This is a genomic window from Kitasatospora sp. NPDC088861 (assembly GCF_044750105.1).
In the GTDB taxonomy this organism is placed as follows: Bacteria; Actinomycetota; Actinomycetes; order Streptomycetales; family Streptomycetaceae; genus Kitasatospora.
Genome location: NZ_JBIVJF010000020.1, coordinates 113,265 through 140,038 on the forward strand (window position 1 = coordinate 113,265; position 26,774 = coordinate 140,038).

At 72.5% G+C, this 26,774-nt stretch carries 25 protein-coding genes; 17 read left to right on the forward strand and 8 right to left on the reverse strand.

Translation table 11 applies throughout. The annotated features are described in order from the left end of the window. Window positions 1-2: 2 nt before the first annotated feature. Both ACIP37_RS27730 and ACIP37_RS27735 read left to right on the forward strand, forming a co-directional pair. A complete protein-coding gene (locus ACIP37_RS27730) occupies window positions 3-1,367 on the forward strand; it encodes a pitrilysin family protein (protein ID WP_350880226.1) in 1,365 nt (454 codons plus the stop codon). 315 nt (window positions 1,368-1,682) lie between these two features. Then, window positions 1,683-2,876: an RtcB family protein gene (locus tag ACIP37_RS27735; RefSeq protein ID WP_363584487.1), complete on the forward strand. Its 1,194-nt coding sequence runs from the start codon at window positions 1,683-1,685 to the stop codon at window positions 2,874-2,876. 38 nt (window positions 2,877-2,914) lie between these two features. Here ACIP37_RS27735 and ACIP37_RS27740 read toward each other — a convergent pair whose 3' ends face one another. Further along, window positions 2,915-3,727, reverse strand: coding sequence for an LAGLIDADG family homing endonuclease (locus ACIP37_RS27740; RefSeq protein ID WP_363584485.1), 813 nt, complete (start codon window positions 3,725-3,727; stop codon window positions 2,915-2,917). Between the two features lie 141 nt (window positions 3,728-3,868). Next, window positions 3,869-4,150 (reverse strand): HPr family phosphocarrier protein, encoded by a 282-nt coding sequence (locus tag ACIP37_RS27745; protein ID WP_360258304.1) that lies wholly within the window; start codon window positions 4,148-4,150, stop codon window positions 3,869-3,871. Window positions 4,151-4,383: 233 nt separating this feature from the next. Here ACIP37_RS27745 and ACIP37_RS27750 point away from each other — a divergent pair, with 233 nt between their 5' ends. The 4 genes from ACIP37_RS27750 (at window position 4,384) to ACIP37_RS27765 (ending at window position 9,839) form a co-directional block, all read left to right on the forward strand. Beyond that, window positions 4,384-7,209: a GNAT family N-acetyltransferase gene (locus tag ACIP37_RS27750; RefSeq protein WP_363584623.1), complete on the forward strand. Its 2,826-nt coding sequence runs from the start codon at window positions 4,384-4,386 to the stop codon at window positions 7,207-7,209. Between the two features lie 92 nt (window positions 7,210-7,301). Next, window positions 7,302-7,901: a DUF5998 family protein gene (locus tag ACIP37_RS27755; protein WP_063349374.1), complete on the forward strand. Its 600-nt coding sequence runs from the start codon at window positions 7,302-7,304 to the stop codon at window positions 7,899-7,901. Between the two features lie 35 nt (window positions 7,902-7,936). Further along, window positions 7,937-9,124 (forward strand): nucleotide pyrophosphatase/phosphodiesterase family protein, encoded by a 1,188-nt coding sequence (locus ACIP37_RS27760; RefSeq protein WP_363584483.1) that lies wholly within the window; start codon window positions 7,937-7,939, stop codon window positions 9,122-9,124. A gap of 61 nt (window positions 9,125-9,185) precedes the next feature. Further along, entirely contained in the window at window positions 9,186-9,839 is a 654-nt protein-coding gene (locus ACIP37_RS27765) for a thymidine kinase (protein WP_063349376.1), read from the forward strand. Window positions 9,840-9,857: 18 nt separating this feature from the next. Here the strand turns inward: ACIP37_RS27765 and ACIP37_RS27770 are convergent, their stop codons facing one another. Further along, window positions 9,858-10,598, reverse strand: coding sequence for a VOC family protein (locus ACIP37_RS27770; protein WP_363584481.1), 741 nt, complete (start codon window positions 10,596-10,598; stop codon window positions 9,858-9,860). A gap of 182 nt (window positions 10,599-10,780) precedes the next feature. Here ACIP37_RS27770 and ACIP37_RS27775 point away from each other — a divergent pair, with 182 nt between their 5' ends. Next, entirely contained in the window at window positions 10,781-11,656 is an 876-nt protein-coding gene (locus ACIP37_RS27775) for a sulfurtransferase (RefSeq protein ID WP_363584479.1), read from the forward strand. Between the two features lie 90 nt (window positions 11,657-11,746). Here the strand turns inward: ACIP37_RS27775 and sepH are convergent, their stop codons facing one another. Beyond that, complete coding sequence (gene sepH, locus ACIP37_RS27780; RefSeq protein WP_363584477.1) at window positions 11,747-12,805, reverse strand: septation protein SepH; 1,059 nt, start codon at window positions 12,803-12,805, stop codon at window positions 11,747-11,749. Between the two features lie 517 nt (window positions 12,806-13,322). Between sepH and ACIP37_RS27785 the strand changes: the two genes are divergently transcribed. Next, window positions 13,323-14,207 (forward strand): hypothetical protein, encoded by an 885-nt coding sequence (locus tag ACIP37_RS27785; protein ID WP_363584475.1) that lies wholly within the window; start codon window positions 13,323-13,325, stop codon window positions 14,205-14,207. On the opposite strand, the gene ACIP37_RS27790 is transcribed toward ACIP37_RS27785, so the two are convergent. Further along, window positions 14,208-15,530, reverse strand: a complete 1,323-nt coding sequence (locus ACIP37_RS27790; protein ID WP_400336201.1) for a D-arabinono-1,4-lactone oxidase — start codon at window positions 15,528-15,530, stop codon at window positions 14,208-14,210. 104 nt (window positions 15,531-15,634) lie between these two features. After that, a complete protein-coding gene (locus ACIP37_RS27795) occupies window positions 15,635-16,903 on the reverse strand; it encodes an MFS transporter (RefSeq protein WP_363584471.1) in 1,269 nt (422 codons plus the stop codon). Between the two features lie 127 nt (window positions 16,904-17,030). On the opposite strand from ACIP37_RS27795, the gene ACIP37_RS27800 reads away from it, so the two are divergent. Both ACIP37_RS27800 and ACIP37_RS27805 read left to right on the forward strand, forming a co-directional pair. Beyond that, window positions 17,031-18,188: a ferrochelatase gene (locus tag ACIP37_RS27800; protein ID WP_400808499.1), complete on the forward strand. Its 1,158-nt coding sequence runs from the start codon at window positions 17,031-17,033 to the stop codon at window positions 18,186-18,188. Window positions 18,189-18,220: 32 nt separating this feature from the next. Beyond that, entirely contained in the window at window positions 18,221-19,039 is an 819-nt protein-coding gene (locus ACIP37_RS27805) for an inositol monophosphatase family protein (protein WP_363584467.1), read from the forward strand. 141 nt (window positions 19,040-19,180) lie between these two features. Here the strand turns inward: ACIP37_RS27805 and ACIP37_RS27810 are convergent, their stop codons facing one another. Further along, window positions 19,181-19,366, reverse strand: a complete 186-nt coding sequence (locus ACIP37_RS27810) for a hypothetical protein (RefSeq protein ID WP_030057688.1) — start codon at window positions 19,364-19,366, stop codon at window positions 19,181-19,183. A gap of 442 nt (window positions 19,367-19,808) precedes the next feature. Between ACIP37_RS27810 and ACIP37_RS27815 the strand changes: the two genes are divergently transcribed. From ACIP37_RS27815 to ACIP37_RS27830, 4 genes are all read left to right on the forward strand, one after another. Then, the gene (locus ACIP37_RS27815) at window positions 19,809-20,462 is read left to right on the forward strand and encodes a response regulator transcription factor (protein WP_188296105.1); all 654 of its coding nucleotides are present in this window, start codon (window positions 19,809-19,811) and stop codon (window positions 20,460-20,462) included. A gap of 124 nt (window positions 20,463-20,586) precedes the next feature. Next, window positions 20,587-21,870, forward strand: coding sequence for a HAMP domain-containing sensor histidine kinase (locus tag ACIP37_RS27820; RefSeq protein ID WP_363630309.1), 1,284 nt, complete (start codon window positions 20,587-20,589; stop codon window positions 21,868-21,870). 239 nt (window positions 21,871-22,109) lie between these two features. Continuing rightward, on the forward strand, window positions 22,110-23,093 hold the full coding sequence (locus ACIP37_RS27825) for an acyl-ACP desaturase (protein ID WP_363630308.1): 984 nt from the start codon (window positions 22,110-22,112) through the stop codon (window positions 23,091-23,093). 473 nt (window positions 23,094-23,566) lie between these two features. Next, entirely contained in the window at window positions 23,567-23,866 is a 300-nt protein-coding gene (locus ACIP37_RS27830; RefSeq protein WP_030057692.1) for a DUF4193 domain-containing protein, read from the forward strand. A gap of 294 nt (window positions 23,867-24,160) precedes the next feature. On the opposite strand, the gene ACIP37_RS27835 is transcribed toward ACIP37_RS27830, so the two are convergent. Further along, complete coding sequence (locus ACIP37_RS27835; RefSeq protein ID WP_350880051.1) at window positions 24,161-24,610, reverse strand: DUF3093 domain-containing protein; 450 nt, start codon at window positions 24,608-24,610, stop codon at window positions 24,161-24,163. 135 nt (window positions 24,611-24,745) lie between these two features. Here ACIP37_RS27835 and ACIP37_RS27840 point away from each other — a divergent pair, with 135 nt between their 5' ends. From ACIP37_RS27840 to ACIP37_RS27850, 3 genes are all read left to right on the forward strand, one after another. Then, window positions 24,746-25,324: a PaaI family thioesterase gene (locus ACIP37_RS27840; RefSeq protein ID WP_063351415.1), complete on the forward strand. Its 579-nt coding sequence runs from the start codon at window positions 24,746-24,748 to the stop codon at window positions 25,322-25,324. Beyond that, entirely contained in the window at window positions 25,321-25,788 is a 468-nt protein-coding gene (gene dut / locus ACIP37_RS27845; protein WP_363584461.1) for a dUTP diphosphatase, read from the forward strand. Before ACIP37_RS27840 ends, dut begins: the two co-directional genes overlap by 4 nt. A 69-nt stretch (window positions 25,789-25,857) precedes the next feature. Then, window positions 25,858-26,661 (forward strand): DUF3710 domain-containing protein, encoded by an 804-nt coding sequence (locus ACIP37_RS27850; protein ID WP_363584459.1) that lies wholly within the window; start codon window positions 25,858-25,860, stop codon window positions 26,659-26,661. The last annotated feature ends 113 nt before the right edge of the window (window positions 26,662-26,774 follow it).

Below are 26,774 nucleotides of genomic sequence, written 5' to 3' on the forward strand. Positions count from 1 at the left end.
CCATGACGTTCCACCCCCAGCCCGAGCCCGGCACCCCCGGCCCCTGGGCCTTCCCCGCCCCCGAGCGCGCCGCCCTCGGCAACGGCATCACCGTCCTGCACTGCCACCGGCCCGGCCAGCAGCTCGTCGCCGTCGAGGTCCTCCTCGACGCCCCGCTCGCCGCCGAACCCGACGGCCTCGACGGCATCGCCGCCATCCTCGCCCGCGCCCTCAGCGAAGGCACCGACACCCTCACCGCCGAGGAGTACGCCGCCGAACTCGAACGCGCCGGCGCCACCCTCGACGCCCACGCCGACCACCCCTGCATCCGCGTCTCCCTGGAGGTCCCCGCCTCCCGCCTGCAGCGCGGCCTCTCCCTGCTCGCCGACGCCCTGCGCGCCCCCGCCCTCCCCGAGGACGAGATCGAGCGCCTCGTCGCCAACCGCCTCGACGAGATCGTCCACGAGCAGGCCAACCCCGCCCGGCGCGCCGCCAAGGCCCTCTACGCCGAGCTCTTCGACGGCGCCGACCGCCTCTCCCGGCCCCGCAGCGGCACCGCCGACACGGTCAAGGCCATCGACCGGGCCGCCGTCAAGGCCTTCTACGACGCCCACGTGCGCCCCGCCACCGCCACCGTCGTCGTGGTCGGCGACCTCACCGGCACCGACCTGCCCGCCCTCCTGGAGAGCACCCTCGGCACCTGGACCGGCAACACCGCCGAAGCCTCCGCCCACGCCCCCGTCACCGCCGACGACCGCGGCCGCGTCGTCATCGTCGACCGCCCCGGCTCCGTCCAGACCCAACTCCTCATCGGCCGCATCGGCCCCGACCGCCACGACCCCGTCTGGGCCGCCCAGATCCTCGGCACCTACTGCCTCGGCGGCACCCTCACCTCCCGCCTCGACCGCGTCCTGCGCGAGGAGAAGGGCTACACCTACGGCGTCCGCTCCTTCGCCCAGCCGCTGCGCTCCGCCGCCGACGGCAGCGGCCGCTCGCTGCTCGCCATCAGCGGCTCGGTGGACACCGCCTCCACCGCCCCGGCGCTCGCCGACACCTGGACCATCCTGCGTACCCTCGCCGCCGAGGGCCTCACCGACGCCGAGCGCGACGAGGCCGTGCAGTTCCTGGTCGGCGTCGCACCGCTGAAGTACGAGACCGCGGGCTCGGTCGCCGGCACCCTGGCCGACCAGGTCGAGCAGTACCTCGCGGACGACTACCAGGCCGAGGTCTACCGGCAGCTCGCCGAACTGCCCACCGCCGCCGCCACCGAGGCCGTCGTCGCCGCCTTCCCGCCGGACCGCCTGGTCACCGTGCTGGTCGGCGACGCCGCCGTCATCGCCGACGACGTGCGGGCTCTCGGCATCGGCGAGGTCACCGTCGTCAGCTGACCCGGCGTTTCCCGTACGGCCCGGTGGAGCACCCGCTCCGCCGGGCCGTCGCGTTGTTAAATCCGTTGCGGGCCAGCGGCGTTCCGTGGATAGATATCCCCGGCACACACGGACGAACGACGACGAACGACGACGAACGAAGGGAGGCGGTCACCATGCGGGTCGAGCGAGCCATACGCCGACGCTCCCCGAGGCCGTCCTCCCCCTGTGCCCAGGGCGCCTGAGCCCTACCCCCGAACTTCCCCGAGCCGCACCGGGCTTCTTCGCACGGCACCCCCTTCCCCGAACCACCCGACCGCTGGAGGTCGTTCGACCATGACGTACACCGAGGTGCCCGGAATCCGGGTCCCGATCCGGATGTGGACCGACCCGGCCACCGTCGAGGGCCAGGCCCTGCAGCAGCTGCGCAACATCAGCTCCCTGCCCTGGCTGCACGGCCTCGCCGTGATGCCCGACGTCCACCTGGGCAAGGGCGCGACCGTCGGCTCCGTCATCGCTATGAAGGGCGCCGTCTGCCCGGCGGCGGTCGGTGTCGACATCGGCTGCGGAATGAGCGCGGTGAAGACCTCCCTCACCGCAAAGGACCTCCCCGACGACCTGTCCCGCCTCCGCTCCAAGATCGAGCAGGCCATCCCGGTTGGCGCTGGCGTTCACACAGAACCGGTTGACCCGACGAAGCTCTACGGCTTTCAGGCGGCTGGCTGGAACGGCTTCTGGCAGCGCTTTGAGAGGGTCGCTCCGGCGGTGCATTGGCGGCGTGAGCGGGCCATGCAGCAGATAGGAACGCTCGGGCGCGGCAACCACTTTTCGGAAGTGTGCCTAGATGGGACCGGTTTTGTTTGGTTGATGTTGCATTCTGGATCGCGCAATATCGGCAAGGAACTAGCCGAGCACCACATGGAGGTGGCACGGTCTCTTCCTCACAACCAGGGTCTTATCGACCGGGACCTCGCGGTCTTCATCGCGGAGACCCCGCAGATGGCTGCTTACCGACAGGACCTCTTCTGGGCCCAGGAGTACGCCAAGAACAATCGCGCGGTGATGATGGCGCTGTTCCAGGACGTTGTCCGTCGCGAGTTCCCCAAGGCGAAGGTCACCTTCGACGAGGTCATCAGCTGCCACCACAACTACGTGGCGGAGGAGACGTACGACGGTGTCGACCTGCTCGTGACCCGCAAGGGCGCGATCAGGGCCGGCACGGGCGACTACGGGATCATCCCGGGGTCCATGGGCACCGGCTCCTACATCGTCCGCGGTCTCGGCAACGAGGCGGCGTTCAACTCGGCCTCGCACGGCGCCGGCCGCAAGATGAGCCGTAGCGCCGCGAAGAAGCGGTTCTCCACGCAGGATCTGGTGGAGCAGACCAAGGGTGTGGAGTGCCGCAAGGACAGCGGTGTCGTGGACGAGATCCCGGGCGCCTACAAGTCCATCGAAAAGGTCATCGAGCAGCAGAAGGACCTCGTCGAGGTGGTCGCCCACCTCAAGCAGGTCGTCTGCGTCAAGGGGTAGTCGGACGAGATGGCCCCCGGCATCGCCAGGGGCCATCCTCACCGCTGCGGAAAGACTCTCGGACGTTTCGGGCCGGCAAGTCGCCAGTGACGGACCTTGCAGCTCTTGAGCGTTCGGCCCAGGTACTCGGAGGCCGCTTCCATGTTTGGTGCGGTGAGGATCACTTCGTCCTCCTCTGGAGTCCAACCGCGCCGAGGGGGAGCGAACCCCATGGTCGGTGGGCGAACCCACGCGCTGACTCGATCGGCACCGGCCTGCTTGCGGGGTAGTGCCAGACTGCCCGGGTAGTAGAGATCGGTAGTCAAGGCCACAGCAGCTTCCGCGAGGAAGAGGATGTTGTAGATGTTGTCGCGCTTGTTGCGGTTGAGCTTGCGTCGGGCTCCGCAGAGGCGTTCTGCATAGGTGGCGGTGAAGACGGCCGTTGCGTCGCTCTTGGTGGCCAGGCTGACGAAGGGCAGATCCTTGGACGTGAGGCCGACCGAGCCGTCGGCGTCGATGAGGCCGCGCAGGTAGTCGCGCTCGGAGAACGGCACGCTCGGCGGCGCGACGATCTCGGACTTCCGCCCCACCGGCAGGCCGAGGCCCTGCAACTCCTCGCGGAACTCCCGGGCACAGACGGTCCACATCACCGAGGTGTGCTCCGTCTTGAAGTTCGTGCTGCGCGTCCGGTATCGGATGCTGCTGTTGTACGGGCAGAGCCGCTGGAACTCCTCCAGGATGGGCGCGTCGCGCGCGGAGAGTTCCACGGAGAGCCGACCACGGTTGCGGGACTGCTCGGTGAGGTGTCCGTCTGCCTGGAGGAAGGCGAACATGTAGGCGTGCTCGGGTCGTTCGAGGTCGAAGAACGTCATGCGGCGAGCATCTGTGCGATCAATCGCCGAAGGAGCGTGATCGCTCACCAGTTCGCTCGATGGTGTGGATACGATCGATTCCGCGAACAGAAGCGCCCGGCAGCGCTATGGCTGCCGGGCGCTTCCGTCGGTCGAGTCGGCTCAGGCCGCGGCCGGGAGCTCGTCGAGGCCTTCCTGGACGAGCTTGGCGAGGCGGTCGAGCGCGTCGTCGGCGTTCTCGGCGTCGGAGGCGAGGACGACCTCGTCGCCGCCCTGGGCGCCGAGGGCGAGCAGGCCGAGCATGGAGGCGGCGTTGACGGGGTTGCCGCCGGGCTTGGCGATGGTGATCGGCACGCCGGTGGCCGTGACGGCCCGGACGAAGACGGAGGCGGGACGGGCGTGCAGGCCCTCGGCCCAACCGATGGTGACGCGGCGCTCAGCCATGAGACGTGCCTTTCCGGTGAAGCTGGTTACGGCCGTGCTCGGGGAAGCGGCCATGTTGTCTAGACCAGTGTTGCACGCAGGCGGTCCCTGCGAGCCGCTGCGTTCGGGACTTGTGATTGTTTCTTTTCGGGGCATAAGGCCCGGCCGGCGGCCCTGCCCACCCTGCAGCCAGTGTGCACCCGGCGCCATTCGGCTCACTGCCGGATAACCTGACGAATGTGGACGACTCCGCAGTGGCGCAGCCCGAGCAGGACCCCGGTGACCGGCGGGAATCCGGACCGGATTACCCCCAGCACTGGGAGGCCGACATCCTGCTGCGGGACGGCGGTACGGCCCGCATCCGGCCGATCACGCCGGAGGACGCGGAGCGTCTGGTGGAGTTCTACGCACAGGTATCGGACCAGTCCAAGTACTTCCGTTTCTTCGCCCCCTACCCCCGGTTGTCGGAGAAGGACGTCCGCCGTTTCACCCACCACGACTTCGTGGACCGGGTGGCGCTGGCGGTGGTGGTCCGGGACCGTTTCATCGCGACCGTCCGCTACGACCGGATCGACGCGCAGGGCCGTCCGTCCGAGGCCGGGACGGACGCCGAGGTGGCGTTCCTGGTGCAGGACGCCCATCAGGGCCGCGGGGTGGCGTCGGCGCTGCTGGAGCACATCGCGGCGGTGGCGCAGGAGCGCGGGATCCGCCGGTTCCAGGCGGAGGTGCTGCCGGAGAACCGGAAGATGGTGAAGGTCTTCACCGATGCCGGCTACACGCAGCGCCGCAGTTTCACCGACGGTGTGGTGCACCTGGAGTTCGATCTTGAGCAGACGGACCGTTCGCTGGCGGTGATGCGGGCGCGCGAGCACCGGGCGGAGGCGAAGTCGGTGCAGCGGCTGCTGACCCCGCGGTCGGTGGCGGTGATCGGGGTGTCGCGCAATCCGCAGACGGTGGGCCGGGCGATCCTGCGGGACCTGCTGGGCAGTGCCGACGACACGCGCCCGGTGTACGCGGTGAACCGCAACGCCCCGCCGGGCACCGAGCTGGACGGCGTCCCGGTGCACCGTTCGGTTCTGGACATTCCGGGGCCGGTGGATCTCGCGGTGATCGCCGTCCCGGAGGGGGCCGTCCCGGCGGCGGTCGCCGAGTGCGGTGCGCACGGGGTGCAGGGCCTGGTGGTGGTGACCGCCGGGTACGCGGAGACCGGTCCGGAGGGCCGGGACCGCCAGCGCGCGCTGGTGCGCCAGGCGCGGGCGGCGGGGATGCGGGTGATCGGCCCGAACGCCTTCGGCCTGATCAACACCGATCCGGACCGCCCGTTGAACGCCTCGCTGGCTCCGCAGCTGCCGGGCCGGGGCGGGTTCGGGATCTTCTGCCAGTCCGGTGCGATCGGGGTGGCCCTGCTGGAGTCGGCGCACCGCAGGGGCTTGGGGGTGTCCTCCTTCGCCTCGGTGGGCAACCGGTCGGACGTCTCCGGGAACGACTTCCTGCAGTACTGGGCGGAGGACGAGGCCACCGAGGTGGTGCTGCTCTACCTGGAGTCCTTCGGCAACCCGCGCAAGTTCACCCGGATCGCGCGCCGGCTGGCCGCGGTGAAGCCGGTCGTGGTGGTGAAGGGCGCCCGGCACACCGGCAGCCTGCCGCCGGGCCACGCGGTGCCGGCGACCGCGACGGGGCTGCGCGACGCGACGGTGGACGCGCTGTTCGAGCAGGCGGGCGTGATCAGGGTGGAGACGATCACCGAGCTGTACGACACCGGGGAGCTGCTGGCCCTGCAGCCGCTGCCGCCGGGGGACCGGGTCGCGGTGGTCGGCAACTCGGACTCGCTGGGCCTGCTGACCTACGACGCCTGCCTGAGCGCGGGCCTGCGGCCGCGCACCCCGGTGGACCTGACCACGGCCGCGACGGGCGAGAACTTCCGGATCGCGCTGGACGTGGCGCTGGCCGATCCGGCGGTGGACGCGGTGATCGCGGTGGCGATCCCGCCGATCGGCACGTCCGCGCACGCCTTCATGGGCGGCCGGCTGACCGGCCCGGACGATCCGGAGATGGGTTCGGACGATCCGGAGATCGCCGACGCACTGCTCGAAGCCAGCCGAAGGGCAAGGGAGTTGGGCAAGCCGCTGGTGCTCGCCCATCTGGCGTTGACCGATCTGCCGGTCCGGCTGCGCCCGGGGGGCGTGCCGGCGTTCGCGGCGCCGGAGCGGGCGGTGCGGGCGCTGGCGCACGCGGTGCACTACGCGCAGTGGCGGCGCCGGACGGCCGAGGCGGAGGAGACGGCCCGGGTGCCCGAGCTGGACCGGATCGACGAGCCGGGCGCCCGCGCGCTGGTCGAGGCGGCGTTGAGCACCCGGACGGCGATTGCCGCGCGGACGCAGCCGGGCGGCGCCCGGATCACCCTGCCGGACGCCGGGGCCCGCGAGCTGCTGGCCCGCTACGGCATCGACGTCTTCCCGGCGCTGCCGGCCCCGGACGAGGAGGCGGCCGTGCGGGCCGCGGCGACGCTCGGCTACCCGGTGGCGTTGAAGGCCACCGCCCCGCATCTGCGCCACCGCCCGGACCTGGGCAGCGTGCGGCTGGATCTGACCGGCGAGCCCGGGCTGCGCCGGGCGCACCGCGAGCTGGACGCGCTGCTGGGCGGTGCGGCGCAGGCGGAGCTGGTGGTGCAGCGGATGGCGCCGCGCGGGGTGGACACCGTGATCGGTGCCACGGTGGATCCGGCGGTCGGCGCGATCCTGTCGTTCGGCCTGGCCGGGGCGCCCGCCGAGCTGCTGGGCGATGTGGCGCACCGGTTGGTCCCGGCGACCGACCAGGAGGTGGCCGGGCTGGTCCGGGAGGTGCGCGCGGCGCCCCTGCTGTTCGGTTGGCGGGGCGCGGAGGCGGTGGACACCGACGCGCTGGAGGAGTTGCTGCTGCGGGTGTCGCAGTTGGTGGACGACGTGCCGGAGATCGCCTCGGTGGATCTCGAACCGGTGGTCGTGGCCCCGTACGGGCTGGCGATCCTGGGGGCGCGGGTGCGGATCGCGCCGCTGCCCGTCCGCAGCGATCTGGGCCCGCGCGCGATGAGCACCCTGTAACCTTCCTTGGTTGCGCCTGCCTGTGGGCGCTGTTGTCCGAAGCTCGGCGCCGTGCCGCCCGCTTCGTCGGCGGACCATGCCAGGATGGAGTTATGGCGAAGACCGGTACCACCAGCACTCAGGACCTGCGCTCGGCGATCGAGCGCAGCGGTTACTACCCGGCCCTGGTGTCCGAGGCGGTCGAGGCCGCGGTGGGCCCGGAGCCGATCAGCTCCTACCTGGTGCACCAGGAGACGACCTTCGACGCCAACGAGGTGCGTCGGCACGTGACGGTGCTGGTGCTGACCCCGACGCGGTTCGTGGTGAGCCACACCGATGAGCAGTCGGGGGACGCGGGCAGCCCGGCGGTGCCGTTCGCGACGACGTCGACGGAGAGTGTCCGGCTGGACCGGATCGGTTCGGTCGTGCTGAGCCGGATGGTCGCGAACCCGGAGACGTACACGCCGGGGACGCTGCCGCGCGAGGTGGTGCTGACGATCGGCTGGGGTGCGGTGCAGCGGCTGGACCTGGAGCCCGCGGGCTGTTCGGATCCGAACTGCGAGGCTGACCACGGCTACACCGGCTCGGCGACGGCTGACGATCTCTCACTGCGGGTGAGCGAGGCCGGTGACGGCCCGGAGACGGTGGCCCAGGCGCTGGTGTTCGCCCGCGCTCTCTCCGACGCGACGATCAGCAACGGCCCGCGGGTCTGAGCGCCGCCGCCTTCGACTGCTACGAATCCGGTTTCATGTCCTTCGCACCCTCCGGCGGCTTCGACGCCTTCGAGATCCTCGACCCGGCCGCGGCTCCCGCGCCCCCGTACGGCAGTGGTTCGCTCTGCGACCTGTTGCCCTCGGTGGCGGCGGGCCTGGGCGTCCCGGGCTTCACCGCGACCCTGCCGATCGCCCCGGCGGACCGGGTGGTGGTGTTCCTGGTGGACGGCCTGGGCTGGGAGCTGCTGCTGCGGCACCCGGAGTACGCGCCGTTCCTGTCCGCGCTGGCCGGGAGTTCGATGGGTGGTTCGGGCCGCCCGCTGACCGCTGGTTTCCCGTCGACCACGGCGACTTCGCTGGCCTCGGTCGGCACCGGCACGCCGCCGGGGCTGCACGGCCTGGCCGGGTACACGGTCGCGGTGCCGGGCGCCGGTTATCTGATGAACCAGCTGCGTTGGCAGCCGCACACCGACCCGCACGTCTGGCAGCCGTACCCGACGGTCTTCGAGCGGACGGACGCCGCCGGGGTGGCGACCGCGCAGGTGTCCTCCCCGCTGTTCTCGCAGACGCCGCTGACCAGGGTGGCGCTGTCCGGCGGCACCTTCCTGGGCCGGACCACGGGCGAGGAGCGGATGGACCTGGCGGCCTCCTGGCTGGCCGAGCACGACCGGGCGCTGGTCTACACGTACGTCAGCGAGCTGGACGGTGCGGGCCACCGCTTCGGGGTGGACTCGGACGAGTGGCGGATGACCCTGGACGCGGTGGACCGGCTGGCCCGCCGGCTGGCCGAGCGGCTGCCGCCGCGTTCGGCGATGTACGTGACCGCTGACCACGGCATGATCGACATCGCGCCGGAGGACCGGATCGACTTCGACGAGGACTGGGAGCTGGGTGCCGGCGTGGCCCTGCTGGGCGGCGAGGGCCGGGCCCGGCACGTGTACGCGGTGCCCGGTGCGGCGGCCGACGTGTTCGCGGTCTGGAGCGAGGTCCTGGGCGACCGGATGTGGGTGGCCACCCGGGACCAGGCGATCGCGGCGGGCTGGTTCGGTCCGGCCGTGGACGAGCGGGTGTACGGGCGGATCGGCGACGTGGTGGCCGCGGCGCGGGACGACATCGCGATCACCGCCTCCCGCAACGAGCCGGGCGAGTCCGCGATGATCGGCCTGCACGGTTCGATGACCCCGGTCGAGCAGTTCGTGCCGCTGCTCGAAGTTCGCGGCTGAGCCGGGTCCTTGACTCTTCTGTGCCCGAACTCCCCTGATGTGAAAGGCCTTTGCTCCACCCATGGCTGAACTGGTGTTCTTCTCGGGCACGATGGACTGCGGCAAGTCGACGCTGGCGCTGCAGATGGACCACAACCACTCCGCCCGCGGCCGGCAGGGCCTCATCCTGACCCGCCACGACCGCGCTGGTGCGGCGACCATCTCCAGCCGGCTGGGCCTGCGGGCGGACGCGGTCGAGGTGACGGACGACTTCGACTTCCACGCGTACGTGGTGCACCGGCTCTCGGCGGGCGGCCGGGTGGACTACCTGATCTGCGACGAGGCGCAGTTCTTCGCCGCCGAGCAGGTCGACCAGTTGGCCCGGGTGGTGGACGAACTCGACATCGACGCCTACACGTTCGGGATCACCACGGATTTCCGCACCCGGCTGTTCCCCGGCTCCCAGCGGCTGATCGAGCTGGCGGACCGGGTGGAGGTGCTCCAGGTCGAGGCGCTGTGCTGGTGCGGTGCGCGGGCGACGCACAACGCCCGGACGGTGGGCGGGGTGATGGTGGTCGAGGGCGCCCAGGTGGTGGTCGGCGACATCTCGGTGAACGAGGACGAGGTCGGGTACGAGGTGCTCTGCCGCCGGCACCACCGCCGCCGGCTGACCGCCGCGACGGCCCGGGCCTCGGTGCTCTCGCCGGACGTGCTGCCCTTCGAGCAGCAGGTCTGAGTCCTGCTCCCGGGCGCGCTAACGGAGTTCCAGCACCGAGAAGTGCCCGCCCTGCGGGTCGGACAGCCGGGCGGCGCGGCCGCGGGCGGTGTCGTGCGGTTCGACCAGGACGCGGCCGCCGAGTCCGACGGCGTGCCGGGCGGTGGCGTCGGCGTCGCGGACGGCGAAGTGGACCCGCCAGCGGGGCGGATGGCCGCGCAGTTCGGCGCGGTGCCGGATGCCGGCGACCGGTCGCCCGTGCACGAGTAGCGTGGACTCGTCGTCGGCGTGCCGGACGGGGCGGTCGAGTACCGCGGTGTAGAAGGCGACGGCGCCGTCGGTGTCGGGGGTGAGCAGTTCGGTCCAGGCCGGTCCGCCGGGTTCGGGCCCGGCCTCCCGGCCGGTGTGCTCCTCGCCCTGCCAGAGGCCGAAGACGGCGCCGGAGACGTCGGCGGCGATGGCCATCCGCCCGGCGCGTTCGGCCTGGAGCGGCCCGACGGCCACGGTTCCGCCGCAGGCGCGCACCAGTTGGGCGGTGTGGTCGGCGTCGTCGACGGCGAAGTAGCTGGTCCACTGCACCGGGAAGCCGGTGGCGGTGGAGACGCCGAGGCCGGCGACCGGTGCCCCGTCGAGTTCGGCGCGGACGTAGGCGCCGAGCTGGCCGGGGCCCGGGGTGTAGGTCCAGCCGAGCAGGTCGGCGTAGAACACGCGGGCGCCGGCCAGGTCGTCGGTCAGCAGACTGACCCAGCAGGGGGTGCCCTGGGCCAGTCGGAGTTCCACCGCGGGCAATGCGGGCCCCCTCATGGGTGGTTGGCGCAACGGGTGGTTGGCGCACGGAAATCCTCGCGCGCGAGGGTGATGCTTCCACTCTGGCGCGCGTCGAACCCTCGGGCCGCGCGGAAATTCCGGCAAAGACCGCACAAAGAGCGGCGGGGTGGCGGCGCTGCGCGACAATGGCCGCCATGACCACCTACAACGACGGTTCCCCGCTGATCTCCGCGGCCGGGCTGGCGCAGGCGCTCGCCTCCGCGCTCCCGCCGGTGCTGTTGGACGTGCGCTACCGGCTGGTCGGTGCCGCGCAGTCCGGCCCGACCGCCGCCGAGGAGTACCGGGCCGGGCACCTGCCCGGCGCCCGCTTCGTCGACCTGGACCGGGACCTCGCGGCCCCGCCGGGCGCCCCAGGCCGGGGCGGCCGCCACCCGCTGCCGGACCCGGAGGAGTTCGGCGCGGCGATGCGCCGCCTGGGGGTGGACTCCGACCGCCCGGTGGTGGTGTACGACGGCGCGGCCTCGCTGGCGGCGGCCCGCGCCTGGTGGCTGCTGCGCTGGGCCGGGCACCGGGACGTCCGGGTGCTGGACGGCGGGTACGCGGCCTGGTCGGCGGCCGGACTGCCGGTGACGGCGGAGGTCCCGGCGCCGGCGGAGGGTCATTTCAAGCCGGTCCCGGGGCAGTTGCCCGTGGTGGACGCGGACGGTGCGGCGGCCTGGGCGCGCGGTGCGCTGCTGCTGGACGCCCGGGCGGGGGACCGCTACCGGGGCGAGAGCGAGCCGGTGGACCCGCGCGCCGGGCACATCCCGGGTGCGGTGTCGGCGCCGACGGCCGAGAACGTGGCGGCCGACGGGCGGTTCAGGTCGGCCGCGGAGCTGGCGGCGCGGTTCCGCGCGCTGGGCGTGGGTGAGCGGGAGACGGCGGTGTACTGCGGCTCGGGGGTGACGGCGGCGCACCAGATCCTGGCGCTGGAGGTGGCGGGCCTGCCGGCGACGCTGTACCCGGGGTCGTGGAGCGAGTGGTCGAGCGACGAGGCCCGCCCGGTGGCGGTGACCGACCAGCCGGGCTGAGCCGGGGGCGGTCTGAGGCGGGATTTCCTGACGCGCACAGAGTGATGCGGGGCGCCGGCTCAGCCGGCGCCCCGTATCACTCTGCTTCTGCTACTCCTGCTTCTTGCGCCGGCTGCCGAAGACGATCTCGTCCCAGCTGGGCACGGTGGCCCGGCGGCCGGGCCGGACGCCGTCCGCCTCGGCCTGGCGGTCGGTGGTGCCGACCAGTCGTTCGCGGTGCGGGGCGACGGCCCGCGGCATCAGGATGTCGGCGTAGGCCGAGCCCGCGCCGACCGCCGGTGCGGCGGCCGCGGCCGCCTCCTCGCTCTCCTCGGCGACCTCTGCGGGCACCGGTTCGATCGGGGCGGGGCCGACGGCGAGGTCGCCGCGGAAGGCGGGGACCACGTCGAGCAGGCTGGTCAGGGAGTCCCTGGACTCGGCGGTGGCCTCGCGGGCGGACATGATGCGGTCGGCGGAGGGCCGGTCGATCATCGGGCGGGGCGGCCGGTCCTGGGGGAGCCGGGCGATCCGCGGGATGAACGGGAAGACCGACTCCTCCTCGCGCTCGACGTTCTCGCCGATCAGCGCGCGGGCCTCGTCGTCGTTGGGCTGGACCAGGCGCCGGGGCGGGTCGTACGTCCAGGAGGCGCTGCGGCCCTCGTCGTCGGCACGGTAGGCGAGGATGACCTCCCAGGTGCCGTCGTCGCGCCGCCAGGAGTCCCAGCGTTCGGTGTCCTTCTCGGCGCCGCGCAGCGCGAGCCGCTCGGCGACGGCCTCGCCGAGCTGGGGCCCGGTGGATTCGCCGTTGCGGCGGATGGCGGTCTTTCGGGCGCGTTCGGCCATGAAGGCGCGCTCGGCGAGGACCGGACCCTCGAAGCGGCGGACCCGGTCGACGGAGATGCCGGCGGCCTGGGCGACCTCCTCGGCGGAGGCACCGGCTCGTATCCGGGCCTGGATGTCCCGGGGCCGCAGATGGCTCTCGACTTCGATCTCGATCTGGCCGAGGCGCGGACGATCCCCACGGATGGCGGCGCGCAGCCGCTCGTCGATGGGAAGGGTGTACTCCGTGCTGTCGGCAGCCTTGAGCACCAGCCGTGTGCCGTCGTTGCTGACGGCCACAACCCGCAGTTCGGGCACGGTTACCTCCCGGGTGGTGCCTGCCGACGTCACCTGCGTCGCTGCTCCCGTACTGAGTGTGGCCTGCCCGCTCGCGACTGGCCACAACCTTGCTGAGTTCCCCGGCGTGTCGGGCGTACGCCCGGTCACGCCGCTGTGGCACGGTTGCCTTTTTGCCACGCCATCCGTCGACGTCGCGCCTGGGTGCCCCGGCCGTCCTCGCACGCGGAGTGTTCGCGACGGTCCGGGACGGGCGTCGCCGTGCGTGCCTGTTCCGTGGCTCTTCGTCAAGCTGCCGGTGTGGGCGCAGTCGACAAGTCGACCCAAGGCTCAGGCTTTACGAACAGTACTCCATTCGTGGCATCCGAAGGGGCGGCTCGCCGCTCAAGTCTCCCGCGATTCACGGGAATCTCAAGAGCGCATGCCCCCAACGGCGGACCACCGGCGGGTGAACGGTGATCATCTTCACATATATCGGGGCCGGAGAACCGCATTTTCGTCCCTTGTGTCCTTCTTTGGGCAAGATGGAGTGACTTGTTCGAGGAACAGTCGTACGGACCGAGGGATGTTGATGCCGGAGCGGAGCCCCGCCGAGGAGGGCGGCAAGAAGGAGCGCAAGCGGATCGATCTGAGCGTGGCTCAGGTCGCTGCGAGTGCGCTGGCCACGGTGGTGGGGGCGCTGCTCGCCTCCGAACTCGGCGTGTACGGAACGATCCTGGGTGCGGCGGTGGTCAGTGTCGGGGCCACCACCGGCGGTGCGGTGTTCCAGCACGTCTTCCGGCGCACCGGCGAGCAGCTGCGCGAGGCGGTGGTGGAGCGGGGGCCCGGCCACGCCGCGAACGGGCTGCGCCAGGTGCCGGAGCGTCCGGTGGAGCCGGCGCCGTCGGCGATCTCCTCGGAGTGGAACGAGCCGCAGGTGGTCCGGGCGCGTCGGCGGTGGACGTGGAAGACCTACGCGGCGGTGTCGGGGCTGGTGTTCGTGGTGGCGATGACGCCGATCCTGGCGTTCGAACTGGCCACCGGGCAGCCGGTGTCGGCGACGGTGAAGGGCGAGTCGGGCAACGGCACCTCCTTCGGCGGCGTGGTGAGCCCGAAGTCCTCCACCCCGCGGGAGACGCCGCCGACGGAGCGGCCCTCCACCGGCGGCGGGCGCGGCTCGGAGCCCTCGCCGTCCGGCGGTGCCTCGGCCCCGCCGACGACGCGGCCGAGCCGGGAGCCGAGCACCGGCCCGAGCGCGGGCCCGAGCGGTGGGGCCGGTGAGCACGGCGGAGGTACGGCCTCGCCCTCGGCGGGCCCGAGCATGACGCCGTCGGCCGGTTCGTCACCGACCGCGGACGGCGGGAAGCCCTCCGGCACCTCCGGCGGGGCGAGCCCGCAGCCGCCGGTGCCGAGCAACGCCCCCGCCTCCGTGGCCCCGCCGCAGCCCGCGGCGCCGACCCAGGGCGCCACCCCGTGATCAGGCGCCGAGGACCCGGCGCAGGTAGTCGTTGCCGAACACGCGCTGCGGGTCGACCTCGTCGCGCAGGGCGGTGAAGTCGCCGAAGTGCGGGTAGGCGCCGGACAGGTACTCGGCGTCCCGGGTGTGCAGCTTGCCCCAGTGCGGGCGGCCCTGGTGGGCGCACATCAGCTGCTCGACGCCGGTGAAGTAGCCCTGGTCGGCGGTGCCCCGGTAGAGGTGGACGGCGATGTAGGCGCTGTCCCGGCCGGAGGCGGTGGAGAACCAGAGGTCGTCGGCGGGGGCGAAGCGCACCTCCACCGGGAAGCCGACCTTCCAGTCGGAGCGCTCGACCAGGGCCTTCAGCTCGCGCAGCACTCCGGCGACGGCCGCGCGCGGCACCGCGTACTCCATCTCCACGAAGCGCACCTTGCGCGGGCTGGTGAACACCCGGTGCGCCGTGTCGGTGTAGCTGCGGTCGGACCAGGCGCGGCTGGCCAGCGAGGCGATGGCGGGGATGCTGGCGGGGAAGCGCCGGCCGACCCGGCAGGCGCCCTCCCAGACGGTGTTGGAGAGGAAGTCGTCCTCCAGCCACTCCTTGAACCGGGGCAGCGGGGCGGCCGGGCCCTGGCTGCGGTTGTTGCGCTTGGTGGCGCAGCGGTCGGTGTGCGGGAACCAGTAGAACTCGAAGTGCTCGTTGACCGCGGTGAGGTCGTCCAGCCGTTCCAGCACCTCGTCGAAGGCCATCGGCTGTTCGTGCGCGGTGAGCAGGAAGGCCGGTTCGACGGCGAAGGTCAGCGCGGTGATCACGCCGAGGGCGCCGAGGCCGAGCCGGGCGCCCTGGAAGAGCCGGGGGTGCTCGGTGGGGGAGCAGCGCCGGACGCTGCCGTCGGCGAGGACGATCTCCAGGGCGCGGATCTGGGCGGCGAGCGAGCCGGAGTCGCGGCCGGTGCCGTGGGTGCCGGTGCTGGTGGCGCCGGCCACGGTCTGCACCTCGATGTCGCCCATGTTGGTGAGGGAGAGGCCCTCGGCGGCGAGGATCCGGTTGAGCCGGGCGAGCGGGAGGCCGGACTCGACGGTGATGGTGCCGGCCTCACGGTCGATCTCGCGGACGGCGGTGAGCGCGTGCGGGCGGAGCAGGACGCCGTCGCCGGCGGAGGCGATCGAGGTGAAGGAGTGGCCGGAGCCGACGGCCTTGACGGTGCGGCCCTGTTCGGCGGCGCGCAGGATCTCCTTGGCCAGTTCCTCCGCGGTGCCGGGGGTGGCGGCCCGGGTGGGCCGGGCGCTCTGGTTCCCGGCCCAGTTGGTCCACCGGGTGGGGGTCGCGGTACTGGCCTGGGGCATGGCGCCGCCTCCTGCTCCGTGGCCGACCGGGGTCGGCGCGGTCCGGGGCGGTGGGGGCCGCCCTACCCACGGGTAGGCCCGCGGGTAGGGAGAGATTAGTCAGTTCACCGTTCGAGGTCTACGGTCTGTTCGGCTGCTTCGGCGGGCTCGTCGGCGGTCTGCTCGGAGGCGAGCCCGGCGCGCAGGCGGCCGAGCCCGGCGAGCGCGGTGACCACGCCGAAGACCCCGGCGGTCAGCGGCACCCAGTAGCCCGCGGCGGAGCCGGCGGCGTCCACCACCCAGCCGCCGGCGGAGGAGCCGACGGCGACGCCGAGGGCGAGCCCGGTGGTCGTCCAGGTCATGCCCTCGGTCAGCTGGGCGGCCGGGACGAGCCGTTCGACCAGGGCCATCGCGGTGATCAGGGTGGGGGAGATGGCGATGCCCGCGATCAGCAGCGCGCCGCCGACCGCGATCAGGCCGCCGACTCCGTGCACCGACTCGGCGACCAGCAGCAGTGGCGCCATGCTGAGCGCCATGAACAGGACACCGGCGAAGAAGCGGCCGGCCATCGAGCCGGTGAGCTTGAGGGTGCCGAAGACCACGCCGGCCAGGCAGGAGCCGAGCGCCCACAGCGCGAGGATCACGCTGGCGATGGACTTGTGCCCCTGGGTCTCGGAGTAGGCGACGGTGACGACCTCGACGGAGCCGAAGATCGCGCCGGTGGCGACGAAAGTGAGGATCAGCACCTGGAGGCCGCGGTTGAGGATCACCGAGCCGCCGACGTGCCGGGCGCCCGGGTGGACCGGCGGTTCGGTGGCGCGCTGCCCGGCGAACAGCAGGACGCCGACGGCGAGGAAGACCCCGGCGAGCAGGACGCCGGCCTCGGGGAAGACGGAGGTGGCCAGGCCGATCGAGAGGATCGGGCCGACGATGAAGCAGACCTCGTCGACGACGGCCTCGAAGGAGTACGCGGTGTGCAGCTTGGGGGCGTCGTCGCGGTACAGGTGGGCCCAGCGGGCGCGGACCATCGCGCCGGTGCTCGGCATGACGCCCATCCCGGCCGCGAAGACGAAGAGCGTCCAGTCCGGCGCCTTGAACCGGGCGCACAGCAGCAGGCCGACCACGGCGACGATGGTGAGCGCCATGGCCGGGACGATTATTCGGCGCTGCCCGTGCCGGTCCACCAGCCGGGAGACCTGCGGGCCGAGCAGTGCGGCGGAGATCGCCAGGGTCGCCGACACCAGGCCCGCCACCCCGTAGGAGCCTCTGAGCTGGGAGAGCATGGTCACGATGCCGATGCCGGTCATGGAGATCGGCAGCCGGGAGACGAAGCCGGTGGTGGAGAAGGCCAGACTGCCGGGGGAGGCGAATATCTGGCGGTAGCTGGACAGCACGGGAGCTCCGCGGGGGTAAGGAACGAGGCTGGTCAACACAGCTTACGTACCTTGGCAAACAGTATTTTCCGGACACCCTCGCAGCCCCGACGAGGGTCTCCGGCCCCTCAATGGCAGGATCGGTGCCATGTCCGACGCGCGCAAACCCTCACCGTCCGACGCCGCCCCGGCAGCGCCGCAGCCGTACGACGCCCTGCTGCTGCTCTCCTTCGGCGGGCCCGAGGCCCCCGAGGACGTCGTCCCGTTCCTGGAGAACGTGACCCGGGGCCGCGGCATCCCCAAGGAGCGGCTGAAGGAGGTCGGCAAGCACTACTTCCTGTTCGGCGGGGTCAGCCCGATCAACGAGCAGAACCGCGAACTGCTCGCCGCGCTGCGCAAGGACTTCGCCGAGCACGGCCTGGACCTGCCGGTCTACTGGGGCAACCGGAACTGGGCGCCCTACCTGGTGGACACCCTGCGCGAACTGGCCGCGGACGGCCACCGCCGCGTCGCCGTCCTCGCCACCAGCGCCTACGCCGGCTTCTCGGGCTGCCGCCAGTACCGGGAGAACCTGGCCGACGCGCTGGCCGCCCTCGCCGCCGAGGGCCTGCCCGAGCTGCGGGTCGACAAGCTGCGGCACTTCTACAACCACCCCGGCTTCGTCGAGCCGATGATCGACGCCACCCTGGCAGCCCTGGCGCGGCTGCCCGAGGACGTCCGGGCCGGCGCCCGGCTGGCGTTCACCACCCACTCCATCCCGGACACCATGGCCGAGACCTCCGGCGCCCCGGACGACCCGGCCCGCGGCCGCCCCGGCGGCGCGTACGTCGCCCAGCACCTGGACGTCGCCCGGCTGATCGCCGGGGCCGTCGCCGAACGCACCGGCGTCGCGGACCGGCCCTGGGAGCTGGTGTTCCAGAGCCGCAGCGGCGCCCCGCACACGCCGTGGCTGGAACCGGACATCTGCGACCACCTGGAGGCCCAGCACGCCGACGGCGCGCCCGCCGTGGTGATGGTCCCGATCGGCTTCGTCTCCGACCACATGGAGGTCAAGTACGACCTCGACACCGAGGCCGTCGCCAAGGCCGCCGAACTCGGCCTGCCGGTGGCCCGCGCCGCCACCGTCGGCGCCGACCCGCGGTTCACCGCCGCGGTGCGCGAACTGGTCCTGGAGCGGGCCGCCGCCGAGCGCGGCGAGCCGGTGAACCGCTGCGCCCTCGGCGCGCTCGGCCCCAGCCACGACGTGTGCGCGGTGGCCTGCTGCCCCAACCCGCGAGCCCCCCGCCCGGCCGCCGCCGAGCGCTGACCGCCCGTCCCGCTTTCCCGGAGGAGAGACCCGTGCCCACTCCCGCCCTGCCCGACGACCGGCTCCTCGACGACCTGCTGGAGGTCGCCCTGGACGCGGCCCGGCAGGCCGGCGCCCTGCTGCGTGACGGCCGGCCCGCCGACCTCGGCGTGGCCGGCACCAAGAGCAGCCCGGTCGACGTGGTGACCGAGATGGACCTCGCCTCCGAGAAGCTCGTCCTGGAACTGGTCACCGAGCGCCGCCCCGAGGACGGCTACCTCGGCGAGGAGGGCGCCGAGCGGCCCGGCACCAGCGGGGTGCGCTGGGTCGTCGACCCGCTCGACGGCACGGTCAACTACCTGTACGGGCTGCCCTCCTGGGCGGTCAGCGTGGCCGCCGAGCTGGACGGTCGGGCGGTCGTCGGCGTGGTGTACGCGCCGGCCCGCGGCGAGCTGTTCCACGCCGTCCTCGGGCGCGGCGCCCGGCTCGACGGCCGACCGCTCTCCACCCGCCCGGCCCCGCCGTGGGGCCAGGCGCTGATCGGCACCGGCTTCAACTACGTCCAGTCGGTGCGGACCCGCCAGGCCGAGGTGCTGCTGTCCCTGATGCCCGAGGTGCGGGACATCCGCCGGGGCGGGGCCGCCGCGGTGGACCTGTGCGACGTCGCCGCCGGGCGGCTGGACGGCTACTACGAGCGCGGCCTCGCCCCCTGGGACCGCGCGGCCGGCTGCCTGATCGCCGCCGAGGCCGGGGCCCTGGTCGGCGGCCGTCCCGGGCACGGCCCGGACGGCGAGCTGACCGTGGCCGCCGCGCCGGGCGTGTACCAGCCGTTGCAGGAGCGACTGGCCGCACTGCGCGCCTGGGCGGACTGAGGACACGCCCTGGGCCCTTGGACGGTCCTGGACAGCGAAGAGCCCTGGCATACGGGGGATGCCAGGGCCTGGGATTTTCGCACGACCCCCGCAGGGCCGCTGGTGCCGGAGGTCCGGCGTCGGGTCGGAAGGTCGGGTGGATCAGGCGGCGGTGCGGTGGCGCTCCAGCACGGTGTCCACGCCGTGCTCGGCGGCGAGCCGGCGGAGGTCGTCCAGCTCGGACTGCTCCACCTCGGCGAGGAACTCGTCCCCGGCCTCGATCGCGCGGTGCAGATCCTGCTCGGCGTTGGCTATGCGCTGCAGGATTCCGGCCTTGAAGGCGTCCATACGGGCCCCCTTACTGTGTCGGACGTGCACGGTCGTACGTTCTCCGCCCCGAGGAGGTGTGGCCAGCGGCAGCGCCCCGTCCGGCAGATCGTGAATCTCCGGTCGAGCGCGGAGACGGCCTTCGGCCGCTCCCGGTGACGTCCCAGCCCCAGGGCCGGCGCGGATGAACGCACGGCGGGTGGGTGCGATCGGCCAACAGCCAGATCGCGGGTGTGAAGCTGTCCTCCCCGCCGGGGAGATGGGGAAACCTTCCGGCCCGAGAAAGTTGCCTGTGTCACAGTCCAACCGGACTGGTCCCGACACGAACGGTCATCACCCGCTGCCAACGCTCCGTGCCTGAGCGGCAGCTTATCGCTGCTTTACCGGCGGACCAGGCAGGATGGGGGCACCGTCGGAGCCGCGCGTCCGCTTCCGGGGCCGGCCTGGAGAAGGGACAACGATCGTGCGGGTTCTCGTCGTCGAGGACGAGCAGCTGCTCGCCGAGGCTGTCGCCACCGGCCTGCGCCGCGAGGCGATGGCCGTCGACGTGGTGTACGACGGGGAGGCCGCGCTCCAGCGCATCGCGGTCAACGACTACGACGTCGTGGTCCTGGACCGCGACCTCCCGCTGGTCCACGGCGACGACGTCTGCCGCAAGGTGGTCGAACAGGGCCTGGCCACCCGGGTGATCATGCTGACCGCCTCCGGCGACATCAGCGACCGGGTCGAGGGCCTGGAGATCGGCGCGGACGACTACCTTCCGAAGCCGTTCGCCTTCAGCGAACTCGTCGCCCGGGTAAGGGCGCTGGGCCGCCGCGCGACCGTTCCGCTGCCCCCGGTGCTGGAGCGGGCCGGCATCTCGCTCGACCCGGGCCGCCGCGAGGTGATCCGCGAGGGCCGCACCGTCCAGCTCGCCCCCAAGGAGTTCGCCGTCCTGGAGGTGCTGATGCGGGCCGGCGGCGCCGTCGTCTCCGCCGAGCAGCTGCTGGAGAAGGCCTGGGACGAGCACACCGACCCGTTCACCAACGTCGTGCGCGTCACCGTGATGACGCTGCGCCGCAAGCTCGGTGACCCGCCGGTGATCATCACCGTCCCGGGCTCCGGCTACCGGATCTGACCGGATCTGACCGGACGCGCCGGACCACCTGACCGGATCCGAGCGGACCGGATCCGTTCGCCGGACCCGGTCGGGCTCCCCCCCACCCCGCGCCCGCCCCGGCGGACGCCCCGAGAGGACCATCATGACCACCCCGCCCCCGGCCGGCGGGCCCTCCGGCGCGCCTGCCGGCGGCCCGCGCGCCGTACCGCCCAAGCCCCAGCACCCCCCGCGCGCGCCCCAGTCCGGACGCTACGCACCCGGCGACGGCATGCTCGCCTGGCTGCCCTTCCGGCCGACCATCCGGATGCGGCTCACCCTGCTCTACGGCGGCATGTTCCTGATGGCCGGCGTGGTCCTGCTGCTGCTGATGTACGTGTTCTTCCAGGACGCCGTGAACAACCTGGCGCCGCGCACGTTCCAGTTCGACGGCAGCCTGCGGGTCAACGGTGTCCCGATGAACAGCGCGCAGTTCAACCAGGAGCAGGCCGGCGACTACCTGCTGCGCTCCAACTCGGCGCTCAACACCCTGCTGCGCAAGTCGCTCACGATGCTGGTCTGCCTCGCCGTGATCGCCTTCGCGGCCGGCTACGCGCTGGCCGGCCGGGTGCTGCGCCCGCTCGGCCGGATCACCCGCACCGCCCGCGACGTCGCCTCCTCCGACCTGCACCGGCGGATCGAGCTGGACGGGCCGGACGACGAGCTCAAGGAACTCGCCGACACCTTCGACGACATGTTGGACCGGTTGGACCGGTCCTTCGACTCCCAGCGCCGCTTCGTCGCCAACGCCTCGCACGAACTGCGCACCCCGCTGGCGATCAACCGCACCCTGCTGGAGGTCCAGCTCTCCGACCCGGCCGCCTCGCCCGACCTCCAGCAGCTCGGCAAGACCCTGCTGGCCACCAACGAGCGCAGCGAACAGCTGGTGGAGGGCCTGCTGCTGCTCGCCCGCAGCGAGAACGAGCTGACCGACCGCCGCCCGGTGGAGCTCTCCGAGGTGGCCACCCGAGCCCTGGAGCAGACCAGGGCCGAGGCGGACCGGCGCGAGGTCGAGCTGCGCTCCAAGCTCGCTCCGGCCGTGGTCGCGGGCAACGGCGTGCTGCTGGAGCGGCTGGCGCTCAACCTGCTGCAGAACGCCGTCCGGTACAACACTCCCGGCGGCTGGGTCGAGCTGGCCACCGCCGAGGTGCCCGGCGGCGGCGAGCTGGTGGTGTCCAACACCGGCCCGGTGGTGCCCGGCTACGAGCTGGAGCACATCTTCGAGCCGTTCCGCCGGGTCAAGGGCGCCGACCGCACCCGCAGCGACAAGGGGGTCGGGCTCGGCCTGTCCATCGTCCGCTCGGTGGTGCGCGCCCACGGTGGCACCATCGAGGCCACTGCGCGCTCCGGTGGCGGCCTCACCATGCGGGTCCGGATCCCCAACCCCTGACCCCGCCCGCCGGGCCCCTCCCGGGCCCGCCGCGCCCTCCCCGCCGCCGCGCTCCGTAAGCGACCGTTCACCGCCGCCCCCGTCAGGCCCGTCAAGACGACATAAGGCCTGGCGGGGGCGGCTTGTCATTTCCCGCCCGGGCAACTTACGGTGTCGTAACCTACGGAACCGTAAGTGCGTCGCAGACGTGCCCGCCCAACGCGCCCGTCCCGCGCGTGCCGTCCCCCAGGAGCAAGACCGTGACCATCGCCCCTGTGCAGAGCAGCGCCTCCCTCGGATCGACCGGCTGGACCGACGCCCGGCTGATCCTGGCCCTCGAAGAGGTCGTGGAGAAGGAGCTCAACCGCCACCTCGCCGTGGCCAAGGAGTGGATGCCGCACGAGTTCGTGCCGTGGAGCCAGGGCCGTGACTTCGACGGCGTGCTGGGCGGCGACGCCTGGGCCGTCGAGCAGTCCCAGGTGACGCCGCTCGGCCGGGTGTCGCTGGTGGTGAACCTGCTGACCGAGGACAACCTCCCCAGCTACCACCACGAGATCGCCAGCATGTTCGGCCGCGAGGGCGCCTGGGGCACCTGGGTGCACCGCTGGACCGCCGAGGAGGGCCGGCACGGGATAGCGATTCGCGACTTCCTGCTCGCCACCCGGGCCGTCGACCCGGTGGAGCTGGAGCGGGCCCGGATGAGCCACATGTCCGAGGGCTTCGAGTCCGACAACGCGCACAGCATGCTGCAGTCGGTCGCGTACGTGGCCTTCCAGGAGCTCGCCACCCGCATCTCGCACCGCAACACCGGCAAGTACGCCGGCGACCCGCTCTGCGACCAACTGCTGGCGAAGATCGCCAACGACGAGAACCTCCACATGGTCTTCTACCGGAACCTGCTGAAGGCCGCCCTGGAGATCGCCCCCGACCAGGCCATGCGGGCCGTGGCCGACGTGGTCACCGACTTCCGGATGCCCGGCCACGGCATCCCCGGCTTCGAGCGGGCCGCCGCGCAGATCGCCCTCGGCGGGGTCTACAACCTGCGCATCCACCACGACGACGTGCTGCAGCCGGTGCTGCGCCACCTGCGCGTGATGGAGATCGGCGGTCTCGGCCCGGAGGGCCTGCTGGCGCAGAACGAGCTCGGCGTCTTCCTGGACGAGCTGGACGGCCAGGCGCGCAAGTTCGAGGAGCGCCAGGCCGCGATCCTGGCCCGTCGGGCCGCGCGCCGGAGCACCGACTAGGGTGTTCGACGGAGCAGCCGAAGTGGGTGGATTTTCCGTGGTTTGCCCTGGAAGATTCTGAACGTGACCAAGCTCACATCGTGTCGCTCCGTGACTTCACCCGACCTCGGAGAGTGATCACCCGAACTGGGGTGCCGATCGCAGTCCGTGACCGGATTTCGGGTCCGCACCCGGCCGGATGATTGGCCGGCACCCCAGGTGGGCAAGGGAACGGACGAGCATCAGTGCGACCCGTGCTCACTGTGAGTGGCCGCTGAGCGGATGCTGGAGGAGGCTGGCGATGGCCCAGCGTGAGGCCTCCCGCAGCCTGGTGGATCACCCCAACGGACCCCTGGCTGAGTGTCGATTGAGTAACAGGGCTTGAAGTAAGGCAAAATCTCCGCCTCGGGTCGGGCACAAGACCGACCCCCCATGCGTTACGTGCGCTGGAGATACCGCACACACCGCACAAACCCGGAGGGGGAGAGCGAACAATGGCAACGGACTACGACACCCCACGCAAGACCGACGACGAGCTCAACGAAGACAGCATCGAGGAACTCAAGGCTCGGCGGAACGACAAGGGCGGCGGCTCTGTCGACGTCGACGAGTTCGATGCGGCCGAGGGCATGGAGCTCCCGGGCGCGGACCTCTCGAACGAGGAGCTCGCGGTCCGGGTGCTGCCGAAGCAGGCCGACGAGTTCACCTGCATGAGCTGCTTCCTGGTGCACCACCGCAGTCAGCTGTACAGCGAGAAGAACGGCAACCCGATCTGCCGGGACTGCGGCGCCTGAGCACCGCGGCGGACAGGGCCCGGCACCCGCGGCTTCCGCGGGGCCGGCACAGCGCCCCTTCCGGCCCCGGGCAGCGGGGCCGGACGGCAGGTCCGGTCGCCGTCCTGACGGACGGCACCGGGAGGACGGGGTCGGCCATGAGCACGTCGGCCGGCACAAAGTCGTAGGGACGGTCCCGCATCAGCGGAACCGTCCCTCTCCGTTTTTTCGGGCCTGTGCGCGTTCCGGGGCTGCCCCAGGCGTGCGCGGGTCCCTCCGCCAGGTGCTGTCCCGGCAGGGTCGGCCGGACAGGCCCTAGGTGCGGGCGCCGCGACGGGCCTCCTCCAGCGCCTCCGCCAGCTTCATCGGCGAGCGGGTCGACAGGTAGAGGTAGGGCGTCGGGTCGGACGGGTCGGTCACCTCGATCCGCAGCGCCGTCGGGACGTAGCTGCGCAGCAGCATGAAGGCGCGCGGGTTGGCCTTCGGCCCGCGCCAGGCCACCGCCTCGGCGGGGCTCAGCGGGTGCGCGGTGCCCAGGGCGTCCACCGGGATCCGGGCCGGCCCGGCCACCAGCGAGCCCTGCACCACGCGGATCCGGACCGAGCCGTAGCTGCTGATCGCGACCGCGCCGGCGGCGATGCCGACCACCAGCCCGACCAGCGCGGCCAGACCACTGACCCGCAGCAGGATCAGGGCGAGCGTGAGCCCGGTCGCGACCGGGAGCAGCCACCAGGAGCGCGGCACCGTGAGGCGTTCGTCGTACATGCCCCCATTGTGGGCGCCCTGACGCCGGTAGCGGGACGCCACCCCCACCGGCCGCGCGCCTACCCCTGGGTAGGCTGGGGCCCCGTGACCGGTTCGACCACCCCCACCGCCCCCGCCGACCGGCCGGCGCCCGCGCTGCCGCCGTCCCCGACCACCCCGCCGCCGGACGCCGTACTGCCGCCGCGCGCCCCCGAGGCGCCCGCCCCCGGCACCCGGCTCGGCTCCCACTACGAGCACTGCTTCGGCTGCGGACCGCAACACCCCGGCGGGCTGCGGATCGACGCGGTCGCCGGCGAGGGACTCGACGTCACCGCCGAGTTCGCCGTCCGGGACGTCCACCAGGGCGGTCCGGGCCTGGCCCACGGCGGAGTGCTGACCACCGCCATGGACGAGACCCTCGGCACGCTCAACTGGCTGCTGCACGCCCCCGCCGTCACCGGCCGGCTGGAGACCGACTTCCTCTGCCCCGTCCCGGTCGACTCGGTGCTGCACCTGCGCGCCTGGGTCACCGGCGTCCACGGCCGCAAGATCTACAGCGCCGCCGAGGCGCGCATCGGCGGCCCCGACGGACCGGTCGCGGTGCGTGCGCAGGCGCTCTTCATCCAGGTGAAGCTGGAACACTTCACCACGCACGGTCGTCCCGAGGACATCGAGAAGGTCCTCGACGACCCGGATCTGATGAAGCGCGCACGAGCCTTTGAGGTGAACCCTTGAGCAACACCCCCCGCCCGCCGCTGGACGTCCTGATCAGGCGCACCGACCCCGAGTTGCCGCTGCCCGCCTACGCGCAGCCCGGCGACGCGGGAGCCGATCTGCGCACCACCGTGGACGCCGAGCTGGCCCCCGGTGAGCGGGCCGTCCTGCCCACCGGCATCGCGATCGCCCTCCCGGACGGCTACGCGGCCTTCGTCCACCCCCGGTCCGGGCTGGCAGCTCGTTGCGGAGTTGCTCTCGTGAACGCCCCGGGGACGGTCGATGCCGGGTACCGTGGAGAGATCAAGGTGATCGTCGTCAATCTGGACCCGCGCGAGGGGGTCAGCTTCCGCCGAGGGGACCGGATCGCCCAGCTGGTGATCCAGCAGGTCGAGAAGGCCCGCTTCCACGAGGTGGCCGAGCTGCCTGGGTCGGCACGTGCCGAGGGCGGGTTCGGGTCGACCGGCGGCCACGCCGCGGTCTAGCATTCCCGCGGCCTCGCAGGAAGCCGAGCAGGTATTCGCATCGGTCTTGGACCGGGAAGGACAGTGACCGTGTTCCGTCGTCGCCAGAAGAGCGAGGACGCTGTCGAGCAGCTCGCCGACGACGCCATCAGCGCCGACGAGACGGCCGATGACGTCGAAGGTTCCGCCGAGAGCGAGAACGTGACCGAGCTGGACCCGTCCGACAAGGTCGGCCTGCCGCCGGCCCCGCGGCCGGACGGTCCGTGGGACCACTCCGAGCTGGAGAACCCCGAGGAGGGGCGAGTGGACCTCGGGGGTCTGCTGGTCCCCGGCGTCGAGGGCATGGAGCTGCGGGTGGAGGTCGCCGGTGACGCGATCGTCGCCGCGACCCTCGTCCTCGGCAACAGCGCCATCCAGCTGCAGGCCTTCGCCGCTCCCAAGTCGGAGGGCATCTGGGGGGAGGTCCGGGAGGAGATCGCCAACGGCATCACCGCGCAGGGCGGCCTCATCGAGGAGGAGGAGGGCCCGCTCGGCTGGCACCTCCGCGCGCAGGTCCCGGTGCAGCTGCCGGACGGCACCCAGGGCGTACAGCTGGTGCGCTTCGTCGGTTGCGACGGCCCGCGCTGGTTCCTGCGGGGTGTGATCTCGGGCCAGGCCGCCGTGCAGCCGGAAATGGCCGGGATCCTGGAACAGGTCTTCCAGCAGACGGTCGTCGTCCGGGGCGAGAGCCCGATGGCGCCCCGCGACCCGATCGTGCTGAAGCTCCCCGAGGACGCCCAGATGGTCGCCGACGGCGGCGGTACGGCTGCGGCGGCCGGCGAGGGCGACAACCGTTTCGGCAGCGCGGCCCTCGACCCGTTCGCCCGCGGTCCGGAGATCACCGAGGTCCGCTGACCTGGTCCGCGTCGCACTGATCGCCCCTGCCCGGGACCCCGGGCGGGGGCGATTTGCATGTGGCGGTCCTGTCCCCGTACAGTTCCGGAGTCGCCGCGAGAGAGCGGGGGCAA

Excerpts from the sequence above, each read along its gene's own strand:
- ACIP37_RS27755 (WP_063349374.1), top strand. The coding sequence starts at position 7,302 with ATGGCGAAGACCGGTACCACCAGCACTCAGGACCTGCGCTCGGCGATC.
- ACIP37_RS27735 (WP_363584487.1), top strand. The coding sequence starts at position 1,683 with ATGACGTACACCGAGGTGCCCGGAATCCGGGTCCCGATCCGGATGTGG.
- ACIP37_RS27730 (WP_350880226.1), top strand. The coding sequence starts at position 3 with ATGACGTTCCACCCCCAGCCCGAGCCCGGCACCCCCGGCCCCTGGGCC.
- ACIP37_RS27810 (WP_030057688.1), bottom strand. The coding sequence starts at position 19,366 with ATGGACGCCTTCAAGGCCGGAATCCTGCAGCGCATAGCCAACGCCGAG.
- ACIP37_RS27820 (WP_363630309.1), top strand. The coding sequence starts at position 20,587 with ATGACCACCCCGCCCCCGGCCGGCGGGCCCTCCGGCGCGCCTGCCGGC.
- ACIP37_RS27740 (WP_363584485.1), bottom strand. The coding sequence starts at position 3,727 with ATGACGTTCTTCGACCTCGAACGACCCGAGCACGCCTACATGTTCGCC.
- ACIP37_RS27830 (WP_030057692.1), top strand. The coding sequence starts at position 23,567 with ATGGCAACGGACTACGACACCCCACGCAAGACCGACGACGAGCTCAAC.
- ACIP37_RS27760 (WP_363584483.1), top strand. The coding sequence starts at position 7,937 with ATGTCCTTCGCACCCTCCGGCGGCTTCGACGCCTTCGAGATCCTCGAC.
- ACIP37_RS27800 (WP_400808499.1), top strand. The coding sequence starts at position 17,031 with ATGTCCGACGCGCGCAAACCCTCACCGTCCGACGCCGCCCCGGCAGCG.
- ACIP37_RS27790 (WP_400336201.1), bottom strand. The coding sequence starts at position 15,530 with ATGCCCCAGGCCAGTACCGCGACCCCCACCCGGTGGACCAACTGGGCC.
- ACIP37_RS27775 (WP_363584479.1), top strand. The coding sequence starts at position 10,781 with ATGACCACCTACAACGACGGTTCCCCGCTGATCTCCGCGGCCGGGCTG.
- ACIP37_RS27745 (WP_360258304.1), bottom strand. The coding sequence starts at position 4,150 with ATGGCTGAGCGCCGCGTCACCATCGGTTGGGCCGAGGGCCTGCACGCC.
- ACIP37_RS27765 (WP_063349376.1), top strand. The coding sequence starts at position 9,186 with ATGGCTGAACTGGTGTTCTTCTCGGGCACGATGGACTGCGGCAAGTCG.
- ACIP37_RS27785 (WP_363584475.1), top strand. The coding sequence starts at position 13,323 with ATGCCGGAGCGGAGCCCCGCCGAGGAGGGCGGCAAGAAGGAGCGCAAG.
- ACIP37_RS27835 (WP_350880051.1), bottom strand. The coding sequence starts at position 24,610 with ATGTACGACGAACGCCTCACGGTGCCGCGCTCCTGGTGGCTGCTCCCG.